This window comes from Abyssisolibacter fermentans (assembly GCF_001559865.1).
Lineage (GTDB): Bacteria > Bacillota > Clostridia > Tissierellales > MCWD3 > Abyssisolibacter > Abyssisolibacter fermentans.
The window spans coordinates 213,996-237,917 of record NZ_LOHE01000037.1 but is presented as its reverse complement, the minus strand read 5'-3'; the positions used below and the strand labels follow the sequence as shown (position 1 = coordinate 237,917).

Annotated in this window: 22 protein-coding genes; 3 read left to right on the top strand and 19 right to left on the bottom strand. The window is 29.6% G+C overall.

Translation table 11 applies throughout. The features are described 5' to 3' along the window. Positions 1-2: 2 nt before the first annotated feature. The 6 genes from amrA to AYC61_RS22255 form a co-directional block, all read right to left on the bottom strand. The gene (gene amrA / locus AYC61_RS04695) at positions 3-1,415 is read right to left on the bottom strand and encodes an AmmeMemoRadiSam system protein A (protein ID WP_066497557.1); all 1,413 of its coding nucleotides are present in this window, start codon (positions 1,413-1,415) and stop codon (positions 3-5) included. Positions 1,416-1,438: 23 nt separating this feature from the next. Then, on the bottom strand, positions 1,439-2,251 hold the full coding sequence (locus AYC61_RS04690; protein ID WP_066497555.1) for a CPBP family intramembrane glutamic endopeptidase: 813 nt from the start codon (positions 2,249-2,251) through the stop codon (positions 1,439-1,441). A gap of 28 nt (positions 2,252-2,279) precedes the next feature. Next, complete coding sequence (locus tag AYC61_RS04685; protein WP_066497552.1) at positions 2,280-2,798, bottom strand: O-acetyl-ADP-ribose deacetylase; 519 nt, start codon at positions 2,796-2,798, stop codon at positions 2,280-2,282. Positions 2,799-3,219: 421 nt separating this feature from the next. Beyond that, positions 3,220-4,095, bottom strand: coding sequence for an L-serine ammonia-lyase, iron-sulfur-dependent, subunit alpha (sdaAA, locus tag AYC61_RS04680; RefSeq protein ID WP_156456352.1), 876 nt, complete (start codon positions 4,093-4,095; stop codon positions 3,220-3,222). After that, a complete protein-coding gene (gene sdaAB, locus AYC61_RS04675) occupies positions 4,096-4,776 on the bottom strand; it encodes an L-serine ammonia-lyase, iron-sulfur-dependent subunit beta (protein WP_066497547.1) in 681 nt (226 codons plus the stop codon). It abuts the gene before it with no gap. Between the two features lie 139 nt (positions 4,777-4,915). Continuing rightward, positions 4,916-5,026: a hypothetical protein gene (locus AYC61_RS22255; protein WP_156456351.1), complete on the bottom strand. Its 111-nt coding sequence runs from the start codon at positions 5,024-5,026 to the stop codon at positions 4,916-4,918. Positions 5,027-5,332: 306 nt separating this feature from the next. Here AYC61_RS22255 and AYC61_RS04670 point away from each other — a divergent pair, with 306 nt between their 5' ends. Then, on the top strand, positions 5,333-7,330 hold the full coding sequence (locus AYC61_RS04670) for a diguanylate cyclase domain-containing protein (protein ID WP_066497546.1): 1,998 nt from the start codon (positions 5,333-5,335) through the stop codon (positions 7,328-7,330). Between the two features lie 122 nt (positions 7,331-7,452). On the opposite strand, the gene AYC61_RS04665 is transcribed toward AYC61_RS04670, so the two are convergent. Then, complete coding sequence (locus AYC61_RS04665; RefSeq protein ID WP_066497544.1) at positions 7,453-8,385, bottom strand: protease complex subunit PrcB family protein; 933 nt, start codon at positions 8,383-8,385, stop codon at positions 7,453-7,455. Beyond that, entirely contained in the window at positions 8,382-8,522 is a 141-nt protein-coding gene (locus tag AYC61_RS21045; RefSeq protein WP_156456350.1) for a hypothetical protein, read from the bottom strand. The genes AYC61_RS04665 and AYC61_RS21045 overlap by 4 nt, the downstream gene beginning before the upstream one ends. A gap of 209 nt (positions 8,523-8,731) precedes the next feature. On the opposite strand from AYC61_RS21045, the gene AYC61_RS04660 reads away from it, so the two are divergent. Next, positions 8,732-9,583, top strand: coding sequence for a radical SAM protein (locus AYC61_RS04660; protein ID WP_242866739.1), 852 nt, complete (start codon positions 8,732-8,734; stop codon positions 9,581-9,583). A 138-nt stretch (positions 9,584-9,721) separates the two neighbouring features. Then, positions 9,722-10,411: a YetF domain-containing protein gene (locus AYC61_RS04655; protein ID WP_242866738.1), complete on the top strand. Its 690-nt coding sequence runs from the start codon at positions 9,722-9,724 to the stop codon at positions 10,409-10,411. Between the two features lie 63 nt (positions 10,412-10,474). Here AYC61_RS04655 and AYC61_RS04650 read toward each other — a convergent pair whose 3' ends face one another. The 11 genes from AYC61_RS04650 to AYC61_RS04600 all read right to left on the bottom strand — a co-directional run bounded on the left by AYC61_RS04650 (position 10,475) and on the right by AYC61_RS04600 (position 23,922). Continuing rightward, positions 10,475-10,960, bottom strand: a complete 486-nt coding sequence (locus AYC61_RS04650) for an FUSC family protein (protein ID WP_156456347.1) — start codon at positions 10,958-10,960, stop codon at positions 10,475-10,477. Positions 10,961-11,332: 372 nt separating this feature from the next. Next, positions 11,333-12,217, bottom strand: a complete 885-nt coding sequence (locus tag AYC61_RS04645; protein ID WP_066497541.1) for an alpha/beta fold hydrolase — start codon at positions 12,215-12,217, stop codon at positions 11,333-11,335. A 140-nt stretch (positions 12,218-12,357) separates the two neighbouring features. After that, complete coding sequence (locus AYC61_RS04640; protein ID WP_066497540.1) at positions 12,358-15,711, bottom strand: DUF5704 domain-containing protein; 3,354 nt, start codon at positions 15,709-15,711, stop codon at positions 12,358-12,360. 9 nt (positions 15,712-15,720) lie between these two features. After that, positions 15,721-16,635 (bottom strand): S-layer homology domain-containing protein, encoded by a 915-nt coding sequence (locus AYC61_RS04635; protein ID WP_066497539.1) that lies wholly within the window; start codon positions 16,633-16,635, stop codon positions 15,721-15,723. Positions 16,636-16,796: 161 nt separating this feature from the next. Beyond that, positions 16,797-17,753, bottom strand: a complete 957-nt coding sequence (locus tag AYC61_RS04630) for a hypothetical protein (protein WP_066497536.1) — start codon at positions 17,751-17,753, stop codon at positions 16,797-16,799. Further along, positions 17,740-18,279 carry a hypothetical protein gene (locus tag AYC61_RS04625; protein ID WP_066497529.1) on the bottom strand — a complete coding sequence of 180 codons (540 nt, stop codon included), beginning with the start codon at positions 18,277-18,279 and terminating at the stop codon, positions 17,740-17,742. The genes AYC61_RS04630 and AYC61_RS04625 overlap by 14 nt, the downstream gene beginning before the upstream one ends. An 11-nt stretch (positions 18,280-18,290) precedes the next feature. Beyond that, positions 18,291-18,686, bottom strand: coding sequence for a hypothetical protein (locus AYC61_RS04620; protein ID WP_066497527.1), 396 nt, complete (start codon positions 18,684-18,686; stop codon positions 18,291-18,293). Positions 18,687-18,770: 84 nt separating this feature from the next. Then, positions 18,771-19,238 (bottom strand): hypothetical protein, encoded by a 468-nt coding sequence (locus tag AYC61_RS04615; protein ID WP_066497525.1) that lies wholly within the window; start codon positions 19,236-19,238, stop codon positions 18,771-18,773. 18 nt (positions 19,239-19,256) lie between these two features. Further along, positions 19,257-21,251 carry a hypothetical protein gene (locus tag AYC61_RS04610; protein WP_066497524.1) on the bottom strand — a complete coding sequence of 665 codons (1,995 nt, stop codon included), beginning with the start codon at positions 21,249-21,251 and terminating at the stop codon, positions 19,257-19,259. Continuing rightward, a complete protein-coding gene (locus tag AYC61_RS04605; protein WP_066497522.1) occupies positions 21,244-23,106 on the bottom strand; it encodes an ATPase, T2SS/T4P/T4SS family in 1,863 nt (620 codons plus the stop codon). The genes AYC61_RS04610 and AYC61_RS04605 overlap by 8 nt, the downstream gene beginning before the upstream one ends. Beyond that, positions 23,107-23,922, bottom strand: coding sequence for a CpaE/TadZ family protein (locus AYC61_RS04600; RefSeq protein WP_066497520.1), 816 nt, complete (start codon positions 23,920-23,922; stop codon positions 23,107-23,109).

The window sequence follows — 23,922 nt, the reverse complement described above, 5'->3', positions numbered from 1 at the left end:
TCCTATTTATGTCTTATAACTTCAAATTTATAAATATCATATTTTTCATCTGATAGTATATCTGCCTTTCTTAAAGCTATATTTATCTGCTCATTTACTGTATTAACACCATCAAGATTAGGCAATAACAACCCTCTTTTTGAGCCCTTCACAACTATGATTCCATATCTTTTTACATCTAATTCATCTAATGAAGATATCTTCTCTGACTCTCCTAAAACATCTACAGAGTAAACTAAACTATCAAGCTCATCAACCCTAACAGGACTAAATCTTGGATCCTCTGTTCCTGCTTTTATAGCATTATCGATTATTTCCTTGTATATATTTTTTTGTGTTGCTATTATAGTACCTATACAACCTCTTAAATCTCCATCCTTTTTTATTGATACAAATGTTCCTGCTCGTTTAGTTAACATATCTTCTGGTAATACATTTGACTTGTCTTCTATTACTTTTCCAGTCATAATATAGCTTTCTAAACTTTTTCTAGCTAATGCTACATGTTCGTCTTCATTTTTTCTTATGTATTCTATTTTTTTCTTTTTATCGTTAATTAAACATTCTAATAATTTTTTATTTTCTTCTTTATCCTTATAATCCAGTATAGCTGTCATGTATCCTACTCCAAAAGGTCCTTCATATGACAAGACTGTATTTTCACTTGAATAACCATCTAATGCTCCAAGCATTATAACAATAGAAAGAAATCCACATTCTGCAGCTGATTCCCTTAGATTCTTTTCAATATTCATTATAGCTTTTCTATCATCATATTTGATATATTGTGTCATCAAATTATCAAATTTTTGACCCAACGGATTGTATTCATAAGGCCCATCATTTGATAACTTATGTGATAAATCACCGCTGGCTATTATTACAACATCCTTTTCATTTTCATTAACAGTCTCTTGAATACATTTTCCAAATTCATATAATTCTTTATTGCTTAAAAGTCCATATGTTATATGAACTAAATCATAATCTTTATACTCTTTATCTACAAAATATAACGGTACTAACGCTCCATGATCCAATTCACAATCAATATTATATAATTCGCAGTTATTTTCATTTAAAAATACACAGCTAATACCATTTTTCTCTGAACTTTTAATAATTTTTTTAGTTAATTCTAAATCGTTTTTTTTAGATAGATGAATGTTTTGGAACCCGAAATTTTTAAAGTTGCCTTTTAGCAAATCTGTCCCTCCTATTGCAATAGCATCTCTAAACATTGTTCCATGAGGAGTTATTAATATTATCGTGTCCGGTTTCCTTTTGCTAATATCTTTTGCAATATTTTGACAACCTTCTATGGTTTTTTTTGCAAGCTTACTTTGTTTACCCCCTATTTCTGATACTATAATTGGTGGATGAGGGCAAATATACGATGCTTTAATTTTTCCCATTGAACACACTCCCAGTCTATTTTTCATATATCAAAAACATCTTGTTTATTATTAGGTTTACATCTAATGATATGTCTTATACATATTGTTAAAACTAATATTGACAATATTATTATTGTTATAACTAATTTTGAACTTAATATAGTAATTTCGGATAAATTTTTTGATAAAAAAATACTTAAGCAATTATTGCCTATATGTATAAATATAGGAATCCAGATAGATTTTGTATAAATATATGCAATTCCTAAAACAACACCCAGTATTGATGTAAAAATGCCTTGAATAAGATTGCCATGATATGCTCCAAATACTAAAGCTTGCAATATTACAGCTAAATAGATGTTTACACCTTTTTTTAGTTCATTAAATATCAAACCTCTAAATAATATTTCTTCAAATATCGGAACTATTATACCAATAAGCAAAATTGATATGATAAAATTATTTTGCTTAATCATGATTTCAAGTAATTCAATATCAGTCGACTCATATTGTTGTAAGTCAATAAAATTAATAGCAACTGCTGCAAGTATATTTATTGACATTCCTAAAAAAAATGCATATAATACAGTCTTATATTTTGTAATTTTGAACTTACAATATAAAAAAATATTCTCACCTTTAAATTGCAATGTAAAAAAATAAATAAAAAAAGTCATCAGCACACTTAAAATTATTATTAAGTTGCAATAACCAGCATAGCTATAAACTTTTTCTTCAATATTAAAAACAAAACATACTAAACTGACAACTACTGCAATTAGCTTCTGAACAATAATATAAATAGCTCCAAGTGTTATAACACGAAATATCATTCTTATATATTTAGACAATATTTACTCCTTCCTAATTAACTTAACTTTATTTTATTAATTTTTCATACAGTTCATAGTCTTCTTGAGTAAATAAAACAAAAATGATTTCCATTATACTATTTGAATTGTTATCTATAAAATCTTTAACTGCTTTGATTGCTATAAGTGATGCGTCCTTTTTTGGATAACCGTAAACTCCTGTAGATATTGCAGGAAATGCTATTGATTTGATTCCATAATCAAAAGCTAACTTCAAAGAATTGTAATAGGCTTCATATAATAGCTCTGGTTCATCATGCATACCATCTCTGTATATAGGTCCAACTGTATGTATAACATATTTGCTAGGCATATTTCCCGCACCTGTTATTTTTGCCTTGCCAACAGGACACCCTCCAATTTTTTTACACTCATTAAGTATAGACTCTCCTCCAGCTTTATGTATAGCTCCATCAACACCACTACCTCCTAGCAATGAAGTATTAGCTGCATTTACAACAGCATCAACTTCTAAAGTAGTAATATCTCCTTTTACTATTTTTATGTTTACACCTCTATACTTCATACCATTTCACTCCAATCTTGTTATTAATAAAAATGCTAGGTATAAGAAAACATAATTCTTTATAGTTTCCTTTATGTACATGTTATCACATATGTAATAATTATCCAATACAATTTGTCTTATAAGATAAAAAAATGATTTAAATATATAAAAATACTCCCCTTAAGTGATAAAAAAAATCTAACACTAAAGGGGAGCATTTCATTAATCAAAGAAAAATATCATCTTTGGTAAGTGACTAGTCATAAGACTATTTATGCAACTCAGACTCATTCTTCCTCTGAGTAAGCGATGAGTTGTACCTCATATTCATATGAATAAGCGACTCACATAAAATCACAGATTTTAGTTCCCTGCTCAAAATCATAGATTTGGGTTCTCCACTCATAACGCAGTAATTCGCCATTTTGAGTCAACCTAACTATTTATTAAATATTCTATTACTTATCTCAATCCCTGTAGGAGTAGCTGCAACACCACCTAAAGCAGTTTCCTTTAATTCGAATGGCAGCATCCTGCCTACCCTATACATTGCATCAATAACCTCATCAAAAGGTATTATACTCCTTACTCCTGCTAAAACCATGTCAGCACATATCAAAGCATTAACTGTACCTGAAGCATTTCTTTTAGCACAAGGTGCTTCTACTAGTCCTGCTACTGGATCGCATATTAGCCCCATTATGTTTTTAATAGCTATTGCAGCTGCATGTAAAGACATCTCAGGTGTTCCGCCTGCTAACTCTACAATTGCTGCTGATGCCATTGCTGCTGCTGAACCACATTCAGCTTGACATCCTCCTTCTGCACCTGATACTGTTGCATTCTTTGATATTATCATCCCTATCCCGGAAGCTGTTAATAAAGCATCTATGATATCGTTATCACTTGATTTATATATTTCTGCTGCTGTTAGCACTGAAGCTGGTATTATTCCGCATGAACCAGCAGTTGGAGCAGCACAAATTTGTCCCATACCTGCATTTACTTCTGCACATGAATACGCTCTAGCTATCGCTTTATTAATATTTTGTCCGCATAATGTCTTACCTTTATTTGTATAGTCAAAAACTTTCTTAGCATCTCCGCCAATAATACCACCTACAGATTTTATTTCTTTTTCTAAACCTGCTTGAGCTGATTTTTTCATAATTTCTAAAGTTTCATTCATTTTATTTCTTATATCTTCATGTGTCAGCCCAGTGTATTCACATTCACAAGCTAATACTACTTCTGATATCTTTAAACCATTTTCTTCAGTGATTTTCAATAATTCTTCTCCAGTATTGAACATAATTTAACTCCTTTCCTCTAGTGAATTAATTGCTCTAGCTACTATAATATCATCTATGTTATTTAAATCTTGAATTATTTTCTTAGTTATTTTTTCGTCTACTTCTATAATCATAGAGGCCTGATTACCTTTCTTGATCCTACTTACTTTCATAGTAGCTATATTTAAGCCACTACCAGCTAATACAGTTGAAACCTTACTTATCATCCCTTTTTTATCCATATGTCTTATAATTATTGTAGGAAGCTTTCCTGTTAATTCTACATCATAACCATCTATATTTTTTATATAAATATTTCCTCCACCTATTGATGCGCCTACAATCTCTGTTGTAGTGCCATTTTTTTTGCGTACTACAATTTTAACTGTATTAGGATGAGAAACTTCATCATCCTTTTTTATAAAGTATACTCTTATTCCTTTTTTCTTAGCAATAGCTAATGAGTTCCTTAAATCTGTATCACTAGGGTTCATTCCTAAAATCCCAGCTGTTAACGCTTTATCTGTTCCATGTCCCTTATATGTTTTAGCAAATGATCCATATAAATAAAAATCAACATTATCAAAATCATCACCAGCTATACATCTTGCCGCCATGCCTAGTCTAGCAGCTCCAGCTGTATGAGAACTTGATGGTCCAACCATTATTGGACCTAATATATCAAAAACACTATAATCATTCATAATTATTCTCCTCTTATTTAGTAAAATCGATACTATTATAACACAAAAGATGTTTATCAATAATAATTTATAAAAAGTTCTTTTATTACTTATAAACTTGTTAAGCTAAAAACAAAACTTCAAAAAAATTTTTCTCCACTTATGGTGTGAAAATCAAATATATCAATAATTTTGTCGAATTTAAAGTTTTTTTGTTTGTACGTATAGTATTGTAAGATGTATAATATATATATATACCCATATTATTCATAACAAATAAAATCTTTCAACAAAATTTTTAATTTTAACTTCAATTTTTGCTTTAATCCTAATTATATTATAAAAAACAATAAAATAAATTAAAATCTATAATTACATATGCATGCTTTCTAAAATCAAAGTTCTAATTATATTAATAATATTCTATTTAAAGATATCCTTAAAATAGAAGACAAGCTGGCTCAGAATGCCTTCAGATTCGCTGTAATCTTCTAATATACTATGCAACATATTATTCAACCTATATGAATAATGGGGTTAAATAATTAATTTACTACATCAATTAGGGGTGATTTTTATGGATTATAATAAACTAAACAAAGATGAGCTTACAAAAAAAATAAACTCATTAGAAGATAGTTTCAATTTAGTAAAGGAAAATTCTGAAAATTTTAATTATTTGATGATATATAAATACTTAACTAGATTATTGAACAACATTTATGAAAATATATATATATCTGACCCTGAGACATATGAAATAATATTTGCAAATGAAGCATTAATTAATTCTTTGAAAAATAACCCAATAGGTAAAAAATGTTATGAAGCGCTTCAAGGATTTAAAGAACCATGTAGCTTTTGTAGTAATAAAATAATATTAGAAAATAAAAACGAAATATACAAGTGGGAATATTATAATCAAATCCTAGATAAACATTATATTTTAGCTGATAAAATTATCAAATGGATAGATGGCAGAGATGTTAGATTCGAATTTGCTGTTAACATAACTGATCTAAAAAAAACACAGAATGCTTTAAAAAGAAAACTAAAATTTGAAAAAGCTATTAAAGATATATCATATAAATTCATAAATCTAGATAATTTTTATGATAAAATGAATTATTCTTTCGAGAAAATTGGAAATTTAACCAACTCATCTAGGATATATATATTTGACTATGATAACAAATACGATACTTTAACAAATACTCAAGAATGGTGTGCCAAGGGGGTTTTTCCACAAATTAACAAACTCCAAAACTTACCTGCAACTATGTTTCCTTGGTGGATGAAAAAGCTGCATAACAAAGATTATATAATAATTAAAGATGTCAATAAACTACCTCCAGAAGCTGAAAACGAAAAAAAAATCTTGCTTGAACAAAATATAATTTCATTAGTTGCTATGCCTATATTTATTGGCGACGAATTATATGGTTTTATTGGATTAGATTACATAGAGAATAATTTTACTTGTAGTAATGAAGATATAAATCTTCTAAGGATTTTCTCTCAAATTGTTGGTATGAGTATTAATAAAATAATCATCAATAAAAAACTAAATTATCTCATATACCATGATACTCTAACTAAAGTTTATAACAGAAATTACTTTGAAAAGGAAATGGATGAACTAAATAAAAAGAATTTATCAACAGGTATTATAATATGTGATATTGATGGACTTAAACTAATAAATGATACTTTCGGTCATAAGGTTGGAGATAAACTATTAATCGATTTTGCTAGTATTTTAATAAAATGTGTGAACAATACTGATACAATAGCTAGAATAGGTGGCGATGAGTTTGTAGTACTTTTATCTGATACAAACCGCTGTTATATACAAAACATCATTGAACTCATTAAAGAAGAAATTGATAACTATAATAGCAAAAAAGAAATAAAGCTAAGTGCTTCAATAGGTTATGCTATTAAAACTGATAATGATATGGATTTACGTGATATATTTAAGCAAGCTGATGATTACATGTATAGAAGGAAACTGCTTAATAGTAATAGTATTAGAAGTTCATTAATTCAAACTCTTACTAAGGCTTTAGATGCTAGAGATTTTATTACTCAAGGTCATGCTGAAAGACTTGAAGAGTTAGTAATCAAATTAGCTAAAGCATATAAACTTCCAAAGAATATGTACGGAGATCTGATACTGTTTGCTAAATTTCATGATATTGGTAAAGTAGGTATATCTGATAAAATATTATTTAAAAACGGTCCTTTAAATAAAGAAGAGCGAAAAAATATACAGAGACATTCTGAAATTGGATATAAAATAGCTAGAACTTCACCAGATTTAGTACTTATATCAGATTGGATTCTAAAGCATCATGAATGGTGGGATGGCTCTGGTTATCCAATAGGTCTAAAAGGGGAGGAAATTCCATTAGAATGTAGAATTTTGTCTATAGCAGATGCTTATGATGCTATGACAAATGATAGACCTTATAGAAAAGCCTTAAGTAAAAAAGAAGCTATAAAAGAGCTTAAAAAATACTCTGGTAGACAATTTGATCCAGAACTAGTTGATATGTATATAAACATCATATAATAACATCTCCTACTCACTTTGTTCCTAGGAGTAAGCGATTCAACACTAAATCAAGATTTGAGTTCTCTGCTTACAAAGAGACCGTGTTCCATACAGCAGTAAAGAATACGGTCTCTTTGTTATTATTTTCTATTGTTTGCATTATCTATTGCATCGATTAATTTGCTATCTTTAATATTTGAAAAAAAACACTTTGTAGACGAATATATTTTTTTATAATCTTTATTGTTATCAATCTCCAGTACTGCATATGGATACGATATAACATCTAGCACACAGATATTTTTGTCAAATAATTTAGCTTGATAATTAATAAATAAATTTTCACCTACAGAATATAAATCCTCAACTTGAATATTATATCCTGATGTTGAAACTTCCTGCATTATATATACATAGGTTTTATCATCTATTTTTTTAATACCTTGCAACTTTTTTGATTTTTTATTTTCATTTACCCATTTTTTTATTTTTTCGGTAAAATTCTTATTTTCTACAAGCTTATAATTCACAGCTTCTTTATCAACAATTGGACTTACATTAACAGGATTTATAGTATTTTTAGCTATTATTTTCTTATAATCTTTATTATTTTCTATTTCAAATACTGTATATGGATATGATATAACTTGTAAATTAACTGCATCCTTATTGATTAACTCAGCTTGATATTTTACTAACAAAACATCATTAGTAGATTGAACATCATGTATTTTAATTTGATACCCTGAACTAGGCGTTTGTTGCATTACATATACATAATTTTTATTGTCTATCTTCTTTATTTCACAAGTTTTTTTTAGTTTTTTATTCTCATCAACCCATTTTTCAACATTCTCAGGTAGTTTATTATCTAATAGATTATATTTTATTTTACACTGCTCTTCCTCACCTAAAAATAGTCGCACTCGTTCTAATAATAACTTATTTAAATCCTGTTCAATATTTAATCTACATTTTAAATTAATATTATTATTAATACTTTTTGCAAAAGCACTAGAAGTCATAACTATCACGAAACTCAAAATCAAAATAAACAATCTTTTAATTTTCATACATCTACATCTCCTTTATATGTAGTAATTATTATTTTATTATACTTATTAGACTTTTGCTGTTTTAAAAAAGTTCCAAATAATTCTAATATTTTTAATTTTATTAGTAATCTAAATATAATTATACTTAATATCATGTAGTTTTCTCATTCTCAATCCATTTATACCTCATCACCTTGTATATCTATTTTAATAAATATTTCTAATTATATATCTCATCTTTTTTTTAAACACCTTTTTTCTGTAACATGTTATTTCGAAGAATTTTCAGGATTAATGGGGTGTATTATTTTCTGTAAAGGATAAAATACTATTTAGTAAAATTATTGAGTAAAGGATGATTGATGTGAATAAACCTAGTTATTTAAATTTATTATCAAATGGTGAATTAGAAAAGAGAGTTACAACCTTGAATCAAATGCTTAAGAATTGTGTTCTTTGTCCTCATCAATGTGGTGTAAACAGACTAAAGGGAGAAAGAGGGTATTGTAAAACATTGAATGATTGTGTTATATCTGGAGCTGAAGCGCACTTTGGTGAAGAAAAAGAATTGGTAGGGACATATGGATCAGGGACAATATTTTTCTCATATTGTAACTTAAGATGTGTATTTTGTCAGAACTATGAAATAAGCTACTGTGGAGAAGGTCAAACAGTAAATACGACTAAGCTTTCTGAAATGATGCTTTCTTTACAAAACATAGGATGTCATAATATTAACCTTGTATCTCCAAGTCATATAGTCCCACAAATAGTAGAAGCAATATTTATAGCAGCTAAAAAAGGTTTAAATATACCTATAGTTTATAATACTAATGGTTATGACTTAACTGATACACTTAAATTATTAGAATGCATTGTAGATATTTACATGCCTGACATTAAATTTTCTGATGATGATATTGCAGAAAAATATTTAGGTGTAAAAAACTATTATACGATTGCAAAAAAAGCTGTAAAAGAAATGTATAGGCAAGTTAATAATCTAAAAACTGATGATAATAACATTGCTTATAAGGGTCTTCTTGTTAGACATTTAGTACTTCCACATAATCTAGCTGGTACAAAAAAAATAATGCAATTTTTAGTAGATGAAATATCTACAGATACTTATGTAAATATTATGGCTCAATACTATCCTGCTCATGAATCCTTTAAATTTAAAGAAATCAATAGAAGCATATCAAGAGGAATATAAAGTAGCAGTAAATTCAGCTAAATTAGCTGGGTTAAAAAGGTATAAAACAATATTATGATTTAATATAACAGATTACATGATTAATTGTTATACGTTCGAGATATAATTATTTTGAATATAATAATGGAGGTAATTATATTGTTTAATCCTTTAAACATATTATTACGTGTGGTGTTAGCTCTAATATTTCTATTTACCGCAACAAAACTACTAACTAAAAGAAGCTTAGCAAACCTAACTTATTTTGACTATATTGCTACTACTACACTTGGAACTATAGGTGGTAATCTCGCTTTTAATACAAAAATAAATATTTCAACATTTATTTTTTCAATGACTTTAATAACTATAATTATCATGTTAGTATCATATTTATCTATGAAATCGAAAACTATTAGAGATTTTTTTGCTGGAAAACCTACAATACTAATTGAAAATGGAAAAATTCTAGAAAATACTATGTCTAAATTAAACTATTCCTATGATTACTTAAATGAACAACTAAGGCAAGAAGGCATATTTGATATTAATCAAGTTGAATTTGCTATTCTTGAATCTAATGGAGGGTTTAGTGTCAAACTAAAATCTCAGAATAGAGCATTAACTCCTCATGACCTTAAACTTGCTACTCAATACGAAGGACTTGCTACTGAAATAATTCTAGATGGCAAAATAATTGAAAAAAACCTTCAAAAAAATAACATAGACAAAGAATGGCTGTATAAACAACTACTCAAAAGAAAAATAAATAGCATAGAAGACGTCAGTTTTGCAGCATTGTCCACTAACGGTAATTTATATGTGGATCTTTATCGCGATAGTATTTAACCCAGTTATTCATAGAAAATTATTTAATGTAATATAAATAATCTAGGTTAAATTAACTTTCTACTAATCTAGTTCCTTCTTTTTAAACAGCTTAGAAAGCTTTATTTTTTCAATCTTTATATATTTATTGACTAATATTGCAACAAGTATACCTATCAAGGTATCTATTACCCTAAGAACAGCATATTCAAGTGCTGAAACATCTTTTAGATTTACCATAATTGCAATAAATACTATACAAGATATTACTACAGAACCTTTCTTATCTAGTAAATTACAAATATATATCACTATAATAATTCCTAAAGCACACATTACAGAACTATTACCAAACAATACTGATAACAAATATCCCAGTATACCACCTATTATTGTTCCTATCATTCTATTTTTACCAATAACAAATGAATTCTCAACAGAATTTTGCATACATATTACTGCTGCAATACATGCGTAAAAAGGATATGTCTGTTTTAAAAGCTTGCAAATAATTAAGCTAATAAAAACAGCTATCGCTGTTTTCAAATTTCTTGCACCTATTTTTAACATAAGATTTAACCCTTTCATCAGATTCTATTCTTTTATTATAGTTATTTTTACTATTCTTTTCAAAGGTTTTACTAAAATTTTTCCCCTTATACCTATAAATATCTTTACATAATTAAGTAAGTAAAAATCTTTTAAATCATCTATAAATATAGAAGTTAAAAATAAAAAAAGAAAAAATTAAAATAGAAAGGAAATTTTACATATCCAAAATATTTAACTATAATTTTCCAGTGTTCTTATTTGCTTTTTTACTGTTTGTGTGAATTAATATTTTCTTTATTGGTGGTAATCTAGGAGCTGTTAGTTATTGAATTAAATATCATAAAAGACCATATTCCATAAGGAATATGATCTTCTCATCAATAGATTTTATTATTTAAACCAATTCACAATATCTCTAGCAACTTCATTAGGTCTATCCCAATGAATCATATGTGTTGTATCTCTATATGCTTTAGCAGTCAATTTAATTTTCTTTTCAAATGCTTCAATCATCAACTTCCTTATCTCAAAATACTCCTCAGGAAGGTCAACATACAAAAGCAATATATCACTTTTAATGCTATCAAATTTCAATGTTTTATATACATTGTACTGAAATTTAATAAACCCTCTGGCAGTATCACCTGTAGCATGATATTTAATTTTACAATCCTCTTCTCTCATCAAATCATATACTGCTGTTTCCAACAACTTTGACCATCTTTTATAATTTGATTTTTCTGTCTTTAAAAAGCTCTCTTTATCATCGAAAATAAATTTGTCAAAATCATCTTCATAATACGTTATCTCTTCCTCTAACGAACAATTTGGCTTATATCCAAGTTTTCCACTTTTATATAATTTAATAAAATAATCATAACACATTTGGTTGTTATGATATCCCCCATCTAACAGTAACATTTTGTTAACTCTTTCAGGACACTCAGCGGCATAATGTAAGGCTATGCTTGCTCCAGCCGAATGTGCTAATAAATAAAATGTATCTTTACCAATGATATCTATCAATTCTACTACCCAATTAATCAAATTTTCATATCCATAATCTTCATCTTTTTCAAAACTAGGTGTTTTGCCATGTCCCGGTAAATCAATTGATAGTATATGGTATCTATCTTGTAATAACTCACCAATCTCAATAAAACTCAAACTTGTACTACCTAAACCATGTAAGCAAATAATCTCAGGATTATTTTTATCTCCCCATTCAGTAATTCTAGCTTGTTTTTCTCTAATTTTTACAAAAAATTGTTTCATATAGTAATCCCCCTGCTATTTCGATATGATTTTTTCAATGAAAATTGCTATCTTCATCATTTTATCATATATTCACTTATTTATGAGGTTTTTAAATGTGCAACATCATAGTACTAAGTAATAATTGTTAATAGTACAATCTAATGAGTTCCCATTACCTTATAATCATCTGATGCTTTTTCATCTGCTCTGTAAAATACTATATCTCCACATTGAATCTTGAATTCTATGGTATTATCTCGTGTTTTTAAATCAAATCCGCATTTTTTTGTATTAAAGCCTTCTACTTCCCACATGTTACACTTTGGTGCTTTGTAGCTTAGTACTGGACTTCCGAATTTTGCCTCCTTTACTGTCCTTATATCAAAATTCACTACTATAAATCCTTTTCTCAACCAAAAGTCTTCATTGAAATCTATTCCATTATGTGTTCTTGCGTATTCTATTACATCAAAGTTTGGCTCACATGCATATACATCGTTTGGAAGATAGTATTCTCCATACCAATGCTGTACTGATTTTTTCACTCTTTCTTCATCTACTTTATCTTCTCTTTCTTCGTTTAATATTTCTGGTGGTAAATCTTCTGTATTTCCTACGAATGTTCTAACCCATCTTGCTAATATTATGTCATCATGAAAGCCTATTGAACTTTTGATATATTTGTACGAATTGTAATCCGCTCCCATTATATCCACTGTGTCTTTTATAGCTTCTTCTGGTACATTCCTATGTGGCTCTCCCATTTCTATATGAATCCTATATTGCTTTTCGTGGTCTTTTCCTTCTCCTATTTTAAATAGTTTATCTTTCTTTTTTTCTTCATCCCATGTCATATACCACAGGTCTACTTCTTTTCTTTCTATTCCATCTTTGTCTACAAAATAAAATTCTGGTAGTATTTCTATGCAGTCATAGTCTCCAAAGTAGTTTCCTATACTTTCTAGTTCAAATCTAAATTTGTAGCCCGGTTTCATTGCACCCCTATTTATATATTTAGGGTGACTTCCCTCCATTAATGGTAAAGTCTGGCGTTCATCACTTCTTATAGCTTCTCCGTTATGATTATTTAGACCTACCCAGTAGTAGTTTCCTGTATGTTTTGATGTTTTTTCTCCTACTCTAAATACTTCTTCCCACAGTGGATAATTTACCACATCTGTTATTTTCATACCATATACTCTACCTATTACTCTAACGGGTATGTTATTCGTTGCCACATATACCTCTATGTTTGTATTTGCTGGAGATTCTGTTTTATTAAAATCTTCATCTACTGCATTCTTTGATGCTACTCTGACTTCCACCTCCCAATCTCCCTCGTCTGCCCATGTAGGTATGTACAGATCTATTTTTGATTGTTCTGACGGTATTTTTTCAGACCAATCATTCGCTTTTAGGTATTTGCCAGGTTCTCTATATGTTGTACCAATATATACGTCAAATGGAAATTTTAATCGTCTGTAGGCTGTGTATTTTAAATAGTTTCTTTCTCCGTATCCCCGTATTTCTTTGTGCTTGCCTATTTCGGAAAAATTAATGCTTGATGCTCGTCCTAATATTAGAGACCTTCTATTACCGCCCTGATTAATTTCTTGATTATATTTTTCATCGTCATGCGCATCTGCATTACATACTACTGGTGTGTGTACTACTACTTGATTTATTTTTTTTGGATCTATTTTTTGATCGTACTTATCTGGTTTTGTTGGATTTATTTCTATGTCTTTCATTCTTTCATAGTGCACTTCTCCTTCACTTGAGTATACACCATTCCTTTTTTTAACAGGTATTTCGATGTTATCTTGATATAGCACATTATTATTTATTATACCCGCTGACGGTATTTGTTTTGGAGCTTTTGTACTTGTTGTTGTTGGAACATCTGACATTATTGGATCTCCATTAAATATTAATCTGTCATTTCTTACTTCTAACTCTCCTAACCTTCTACTTGCTTCCACTCTTAAATCCTCTGATGGAGTTGGTCTTCCTCTTTTTCCTCCATTTAATGTTTTCGTGCCTAAGTCAAGATTTAGTAGTGGGTCTTTTACATGGTCATCTAAGCTATCACTATGCTCTACGTCAACATTTGGTAGATTGTAAATCTTGTTTGTGGTTAATGATATCTTATTGTCAGGTAGAGCTCCTTTTGTTAGTGTCGCTCCTGTGAGTTTATATACCTCTAATCTATCTATTATCCAATACTCATAAGGTTTTCCTATTTTGTAGGTTCTCGTTATGGCTTCTGTAGCTGACTTTTCCTCCCATTTTGTAACTTTCTTTTCAACTTCTTTTCCCTCATCATTCGTTATGGTCTCAGTGTCTTCATAGCTTTCTAACCATTTTAAATTATATGTTTTTGTAACTGTAACATTTAATTCTTTTGTCCCTTTTATCTGCTTGAATTCGTAATCGGATAGGTACTCTTTTGCAAATACATTTGCATAAAGTGCTTCTCCTGAAGGTATTCCAAGTAATACGTTGAATTTTTCTTTCACTCTATCATCTGCTTTTATAACCGCTGTGGGCTGTGCGTCCATGTTACTATTTACATTCGTCTGTCCTTCTTGTCGTTTATATATAAATACTATATTCACTTCATTAAACGATTCATCGTAAATTATAGTATGACTCGTCTTATTTGTTAAAGTATCGTCTTTTAGCTCACTATCGTATCCAAACTTTAAACATTGATATTCATATCCATCTATGCTCTCTGGAGTTATAGTATAGGTTTTATCCTTTTCTAAAGTCTTACTATAATCGTGCCTTCCTAATGAAATACCTGTATCAGTAACATGTTTTACATTAACTACACCTTCTGGATTAATTAATATTCCTGGTGCAAGTGCCACATCTATATACCACAGACTTCCATCATTACTTATATGCCAAAGCCTCGCTAAACCAAAAGCGTATTTTGTAGGAGGCTGCACTATATGCATGTATTGCTCCCACGGTACATCTGGCTTGTTTTCAAAATAAGGGCCGTGCTGTAGCTTCATACCTTCAATGAATTGCTCTTTGTAATCATCTCTACTGTCATCGAAGTCTGTTGGTAATACGTCTGGATAACTTTCTAGCACACGACTATTAAAAAAAGGATCTTCAATCCAACTCATATCATCAAATTTTCTATTTGATTTTTTATCATAAGGATATTTATAGTTTGGAATTCTCTCACCTGTTGTTGTTGTACCTAAATACCTATATTCACCAACATCTTCATTATAAGTTCCAGTGGGTTCTCCATACGATATAACCTTATATTGATAATAGGTATCATCACAAAGTTTTGCTTTTATACGGTTTTCTTCTTCAAAATATTGTTCTAGACCAAACTTAGTTTCTAATTCATCATTCGCTTGATTAACAACTTCCTCATAACTGACATCTGGTATTAAATGGTTTATATCATCATCTGCCTGTACCAAAACACCTATACATGTAAATATCAGGAGCATACTCAAAAAAATTAAAATATTCTTCATATATATCACCTACAACCCACGTATGGTAATTAAACCATTTCCCCAAGGTGATGCTACTTGAACTCTTTTATCACCCCAATCATAGTATTTGGATTCAAGTTCGTATTTATAATGAGTCTTTAGTTTTACATAATCCATAATCTCCTTTGTCAGTTTCTCGCCTACCTTTTGATTTAAGTATGTCTCTGCTTCTTTATATTGAGGTTCTAGTTCTGCTGTTGTTTTGATTAAAACAGCAAATTCAACTTTATCTTCTTGCCCTTTAAAATCAAAAATCTGAACCTCTGATTTCTTTTCTGCTTCATCTTTTATCTCTACACTCTTCCTCGCTTTCACATCTATAGTACGCCTTATTATCACTGTTGCTTCTGCTCTTGTAAGTATATTTTCTGCTTTGAAAGTGCCATCTGGATAACCCCCGATTATACCCATATCATATACTTTTACTACATACTCATTTATCTCATCAGGTACATCCTTGAAATCACCAATCAGAGGTTTTATCTTTTCTGCGTCTCTGTATTCATATTCTCCTGTTATATTACCTACTGCCCTGACGACTATTCTAGACATTTCTCCTCTTGTTATAGGCTTTGTATAATCTACTATTTCGCCTTCCTTGACATATCCAAGCTCTATTGCTTTAGCTTTATATGGTTCTGACCAGCTTTGTCCTTCTTCTGCTTTAAAATTATGTCCACTTGCTACTACTATGCATTTTATGAACTGCTCTACTGTAAGTTTCTCTCCTGGCTTAAATGTCCCATCTGGATAGCCCTGTATGATTTTCCTCGCATCATTGATTATGAAGTCCAAATCCTGCTTATACCAACTATCGCTCTTTACGTCATTAAAACCACTCGCTAATGCTACTTGCGAGAGCATCAATATTGTAACTAATGTAATTAATAATATTTTTCTCATTTTACGCTTCCCCCTTTATTTGTATTTTCTGTATTATTATATATTTTCCTGGTTTTTATGTCAAACCCTTGCTTTATTCAATTAATCAATATGATTTTCATCGCTACTGGTAGAAATAAATACTATAAAATAATACAAATTTCCCTATCCTACTTTTTATTTTATGGCTTGCAAACTGGACAAGGTAAAGCACCCTTCTTAGCACAGTTAATTTGACTTTCCTCAGCTATTGATTTTGTTTTCAGCTTAGGACATCCATCTTTGTGATAATACTCTAAACCTGAAACGTCTGTTTGAATATAAAATTTTATTGGTTTTACTACTCTTGCTCCACCAAGTGCATAGCTGTTATACCTTTCATTCCCTACTCCTATAGGAAAGCCTTGAAAGAAAACTATCATACTAATATCGTCAACAGTGTTATACCAATCTTCATCGTTAATTACTGGCAAAGAAAAATTGTAGGTTATACCAAACTGTCTCGCTACTTCATTATGTTTATTTATTCTATAGTTTATTTCTCTTTTTAGAGCTTCAATTATCGTTCGTCTTCTAACTTCTTCGAACAAAGAATCATTCTGTATTATTTCACTACTAATAGTACTTTTTAAATCCTTATACGAATCACTATAGTACTCCCCTGTCAATATGTCATAAATCTTTACATTTTCATTTAATGTGAAGCTTATAACATAATTTTCGTATACTTTGCTATATGGCATTTTTTCTTTCCACATTGGACTTATTATCTTGTATCCATCTTTATCTGCATACTCGTCGTTTGATAAAATATAAAAACCATCATAATCAACTACTGCTATAACGGGTATATATCCCGTTATTTTTCTCTGTGCAATCTCATTACCTATTACATCAAGGTTAATAAAAAGTGAGTTATAGAAGGATTGCAAAGCTCTGTCTTTGCTAATGACAACCCGTTTGTCTCCTCCTACATTTACTAAATCATTAACACCATCTTCTACTGCACAATCTAATACTCTGTTAAGCTCCATTTTTTTATATGCAGCTAGTTCTAAATTATCACACCTGAGGTTTAGTAGAAAAACAAAGGGAAATGTTATAATGACAAAAAGAATCGCTAGGTCAGTAATTTTCATTTTTCACCATACCTCCATAAGCTATGTATATTTGTGCATTGTCAAAATCAGCGTTATATAACATTTCCTTTATTTTTGTTGCAACTGTTTTATTTTTGTTTACTACTCTTACCATGAAATAATCACCTTTTGAAAATGTATATTTATTATTGCTTGAATGTGAATTTGGAAAGAGTACTTTCATAATATCATCTGTATAAAATGCTGAAAAATTGACACCAATATCATCTTTAAAGCTAGCAACATTTGTAGGGTCACCATAAACTGGATCTATCTTTCTATGACGATGCTCCATTTGTATATCATATATATTATTGGTAGCTAAAAGCTTATTTACGAACTCTTGATACATATTTGGACTGATATAACCAAGATTTCTCACAGAGTCAACAAATTTTGTAGTCTCAGAAAGAACAAAGACTCTGCTTGTATCATCTTGTCTTTCAAACATAGTCATAATAGGATATATAAAAAAGATGACGCAAGCAACTATAATTGCAACAATCTTACTTAATGAACCCTCCATGATATCACCACCTATCTTTTACTGAATATTATCCTTGTAATCAACCCATTACTATTTATATCGTTTTTTACATCATATATATCATTAGGTCTTGTAACTAAAGAGTTAAGTGCTTCATCTTTTAACAAATCATTAAATTTCTCATCTTTTCTTATTAATACTCCATCGACAACGATATCCTTATCCAGTCCGATTATTATTGAGCTAATTATGTCAGCTCCAATTACATGATAATCTTCAAAGTTAAAATTACTTTCATAAAGAGCCTTATCATTGTTTAAATCTTCTTTAACAACTTCTATAGCGGTTACACTACTTCTATACATGATTAAAAAAAATGATATAGCGAATATAAACAAGAGATACATTGAAACCCTGTATAGAAAACTTGCTATGTTTTCCGACATATTAAAACCACCTTTGTATTGATACCTCTACTTATAAAAACAAGCTTCAAGTGAAAGTGCTACCCCACTTGAAGCGATGCTACACTATTTAGTATTCTGTATAAATTCCAGTGCTGATATAGCACCATTTTCATCACGATATACTTTTCCCGTAAATCTACCATTTGGATTTATATATTCATTTTTTGTTTCGTCAATAACATTGGATATTTTATTTGTTGATTTTTTTCCAACATTTGCAGTGTCATCATCAATAGTTACATCATAAATGTACCATGTACCTGTACTTTTTTTACCTGTTTCTACTCTGATTCCTATATACTGATTCTTGAATTTGTTCAAAACGTTTACTACTTCAGAGCCTGAAATATCTAATCCATCGTACATTGTATAATCTGATTCTGCTATTTGTGTGTTCATATTTGAAATTTTTTCGCTTGTGTTTCTTGCTGCATCTTGTCCCTGTCTCAGAATATAAAACCCAACTGATACTATAACCATAGTGATAGCTATTGAAGCTCCTATGATAATTGCTTTAACTGAATTTTCCATGATTCTATCTCCCCTTTTTTACATAATATCTTTTAATTGATCAGAATAACCTGTCAGCTGTTTTATACTAATAAGTATAAACGGCAATATTGTGTAGAGTAATAACGCTAACATCATTGGTGCAAAAGCAATCAGCTTTCCCCACATACCTTTTTTATTAACCATAATTTCATTGTCTTGCTTCCTCTTTTGTTGGTAGAAACCTCTCTCGATTTTTAACTCATCGAATGCTTGTGCAATTGAAATCTTGTCGCTTGCAGATTGTAAATTCTCTACTATTCTTACAAATGGTAAAAATGGTTCGTCTATCTTTAATTGCTCAAGTGCCTGATAGTCACCATACTCAAAATCATTTATGCATCTACTTATTGAACTTTTGAATGTATTTGAAAACTGCTCCATCCAAGTCAAGATATCCTCAACTGCAATCCTTTCTATATGCATCAACATAAGAATAATAGTATGAAACTGCATAACTTCATCTTCCATATTCATCTGAACGATTTTTTTCCTAAATAATATTATCCAGTATGGAATGTTATAAAATAGTAAAGCAAACAGTACACTGATTAATAACTCCCACCACTTAAAGTAGTGACTATCGTATTTATCTAGCTTAGTCAATATCCGCTTAGCGGTTATAGCTATAATTGTTGAATCCCTAATATTAACTGATTTTTTTAAATCATTTCTAATATCATTAAAGCTTGGATTTTGCCCTGAATACTTTAGTATATATTCTCTATCTATAGCTTCACTTAGTGTATTTTGTTGTACTTCACCTCCGTCGATATTTTGTGAATTCAAAATATTATGCCTGCTAATTAAATGTATGTTTAAAAATATCATAAAGCTCAATACAAATCCAAAAATTGTCCATAGTATCCTTTTTAAATAAAAATGTTCTATATTCGCTCTATAACCTACGGTTTTTAGTAGTTTACCAACTTTGATTGATTTACTATATTGTTTCTCTATTACTCTATCCATTAGCTCAGAAATCTTATTATTTTTAAGTAAGGCTTCTTCTATGTGGTTTGATATTTGACTGACATTATCATCACTACTCTGCATTTTGTTAATCATTTGATAGCTTAATAATACAATTAAAAATATCACTATCTGGACAACAAACCCATACGCACCGCTATAGTAATACACCAAGTCTGGCATATTAGATATTGCCCATTTTTCAATAGGCTTAATAAGAAATATTGGTACAATTGCTATTATTGATAAACTTTTGAATAGATAATCTATTTTTTTCCTTTTCAAGAACTCTAAATTTATCTCCTGCTTTAAGTAATTAAGATTTGTTAGAAACATCGATTTACCATCTACTACTTTATCCCCAAATTTTTGTACTAGATAACATAGTGCTAGAAAAGTTCTAAAATATTTATTAGGCATCATATCGTTATACTTGTCCAAATTACTCTCTACATCATCAGATGTTAGCACTTCATACATTCTGGTAGCGTGTAAGGATATCTCATAATCACTCTCATTTATTGAATCATATATTGCTTCATCTATCATTCCATGTCCATGAAAATGATGTCTGATATCTCCCAAGTATTTCTCAAATTGCATAAGTATTTTGTTTTCAATCCTATCTATCAATAACTTTAATATTTGATTATGCACTATATAAATAGTGAACACTGATATTATAAAATAGTAGAAACTTAAATCTATAGTCATCATCACTAAAAACAATCCTAAAGATAATCCTAAGGAGATATATGTAAATTTCATAGTTTTTCTATTTATCGTCCAATTATCCGAAAGCTCCATTAGCTCTAATCTCAATCTGACTCTCTGAATATATTTCTTAGTCAATGTATATTTACTAAAAAATATATATGAGGTATATAAAAAATCGTTTTGACTTTTTATTTTAGCTTTCATATTGCTGCTTTTTTTCTTTTGACTGTTTACTAGTATTATAGCTCCTGCGATTATTAGTATTATAAACGTAGCGCCAATAAGTATTATACTTGTATTACTCATAAAGCTTCCCCCAATTAGTAACTAAAAAATCATTGAATTTAAGTCTACCAGCCTCTTTCATGTGATTACACAATTTGTCATAAGTATACTTAGTTATAGCTTTGCCTGGCTTAAATTCTCCGTTATCCCACACTACAATATCTCTTGTCTCGAATTTCTTTCTATCTGTCATTCTGTTAAAAAATTCTCCCATTGTATCCATAAACATATCAATCTTTTCATCATGATTTTTTGCATGTTTATAAGCTTGAGGATAATCACAGTGTTGTGTAAGAGGTACTATTTCAGTAATTCGTTCTATATATCTATGTCCGCTTATATCCTTGCTTAAGTGTATATCGAAGTTGATGACCTCAGCTACTTGTTGTTCTGCTACGCCTTCATTGTTAAAAATACCCGTCTGTAATAGATTATTCCTTAGAGATACAATCAAGTTTTCAGCAGTTTTAGCATGGTGTGTAAATAATGTAAATAGTGATGCTACTTGTGCCATCTGAATCATCCACGAAGCTACTCCCGCTGTCGCTACCTCACCTAATATATTTACTGTACCATCAGTCTTTTTCTGTAAATCTAGTCCTTCTTGTCCTGAAATTGTTGTAGTTTCTCTAAGAGTCAAAATATTTCTATATGGATATATCTTTCTTAGGTGTAACTCAAAAGCCATTTCTTGTATACGCAAAGTATAAGTTGGATCGATAAACTTGATGATTGACATAAGCAATGTAGTTTTACCTGTTCCTTGACTACCCGTAACAGCTGTAATACTACACCCTTTTATAATCCATTGAATGAAGTCAATAGGTAATTTATTGTTTTTATCTACTACTAAATCTTCTATGTTTTGATTTTGTATACTATCAAATTTTCTAACAAAAAATACCCAACTCTCCGCAAAAGGCGGTCTTGCAACAACTACACGACTTCCGTCCTTCATTTCATTTATCTTGTAACCATTACTCTCTGACAATTGTCCTGGATTATTGTACCTATATATGTTTTTACATACTCTAATCAACTCATTTTGCGATCCAAAGGATAAAAATGACAGATGAATTGTCTTACCTTTAAAAAATATCCAAACAGAATCATGACTAAACGGTAGAGCTCTTATGAGATTAATATCCATGTTGAAATCAACTTTCTCATGGAAGGTTGATGGTATACCAGAAACACCTCCTGAAACACCGTCTATTTTCATATCTCTTATTTCATCTATAACACCATACCCCTTGTATCTTTGGTATATACGCTGGACGATTATATTGAGCTTGTCTTCAAAATTGTCAATCCTCTTTATTTTTTTATAATAAAGCTTTTCGATTTCTTCTTTTGAAATTACATAAACCTGTCCATCATCTGTTTGTTTCAATACATCTAATTCGTTATCTACTATAATCCGCTCTAATGCCTTATAGCCTAATCTTTTTTTGTACACATACAACATAATTTCAAACTTATCTTGCACAGATAATTCTCTGGGACTGTTAAAATTTATAACCTTATTTATATTTGATTCGTCAATATTATATGATTTGACCAATATATCTTTGATGAAAGCTTTTACATAGTTTTTTGCATTTAAATCTCCATATGTACAGCTTTTGAGGGCTTTTCTAAGTTGATTTCTATTTTGCATCCTCTTATTAAACTCATCCTTTGATATATTCATCTCATATAAGTTGGTTTTTAATATATCGTTGAATGTGTCTTTAATGTATTCAGTCAAGACATTTATATTGTATTTATCTTCATCAATATGATAACCACTCCATTTTTTAACCCGACTGAAATATTTGTATATAAAACCACATACAGCTAAAATTATAATGATAATAATAACAAGATTCGCCATTTAATCACCTATCTTTTTCAGACTAATATCAATATCTATTTTTTCTAATATCATCTGTACAGACTTTCTTACCTCTTTTATAAAGTAATAATTGCTGTCATCCTTATTAGCCCTTAGATTTCTCATGAAAAAATCTACTGCTTTTCCTTCGTTGCATGCATCCCCAAATTCTCTACAATAAGGAATTAATCCTATACCTTTTTTTAAACCATATTTTCTACTAATCATTTTGTAGTTAAACCTTGAATTATCATCATACATACTGATTAATACAACACATTTATCTAATAAATCTTTATGATTTTGAAAAAAATCGTCTAATACATTAATATTTTGATTGAGATTTACTACAACTAAATCTGATTCGTCTACTATTTTTCGTGAAAGCTCATTATAGCCTGAACAAACATCGATAAATAAAATGTCATAGTATTCTTGTGCTGAATTAAATATTGTTTGTATGATTTTTCCTAAGTTATTAAAATACAATTCTCTATTTGTGTTTGATGTACCAATTAGTAAATCTAATCTATTCTTCAACAGTGTTGTTGTATAGTTCACTATGCTATCTTTGTCAATGTTATTAAACTTGACGAATCTGCTCAATGCATCTATACCTGTATCTTCTAGGTCAGTTAATCCCTTTTTTAAGTACCTTCTATTTATTAAACTACTTTCAAGAGTACTTTTTTCAAAATGATTATGTGTTATCAAAAGCTTCATTCTATATTCTAGCGCTGTCATCAATGAAACCGCTATCATGTTACTTGTAGTACTCGCTTGTCCATGTACAACGCTCCAAAATGCTACCTGCAA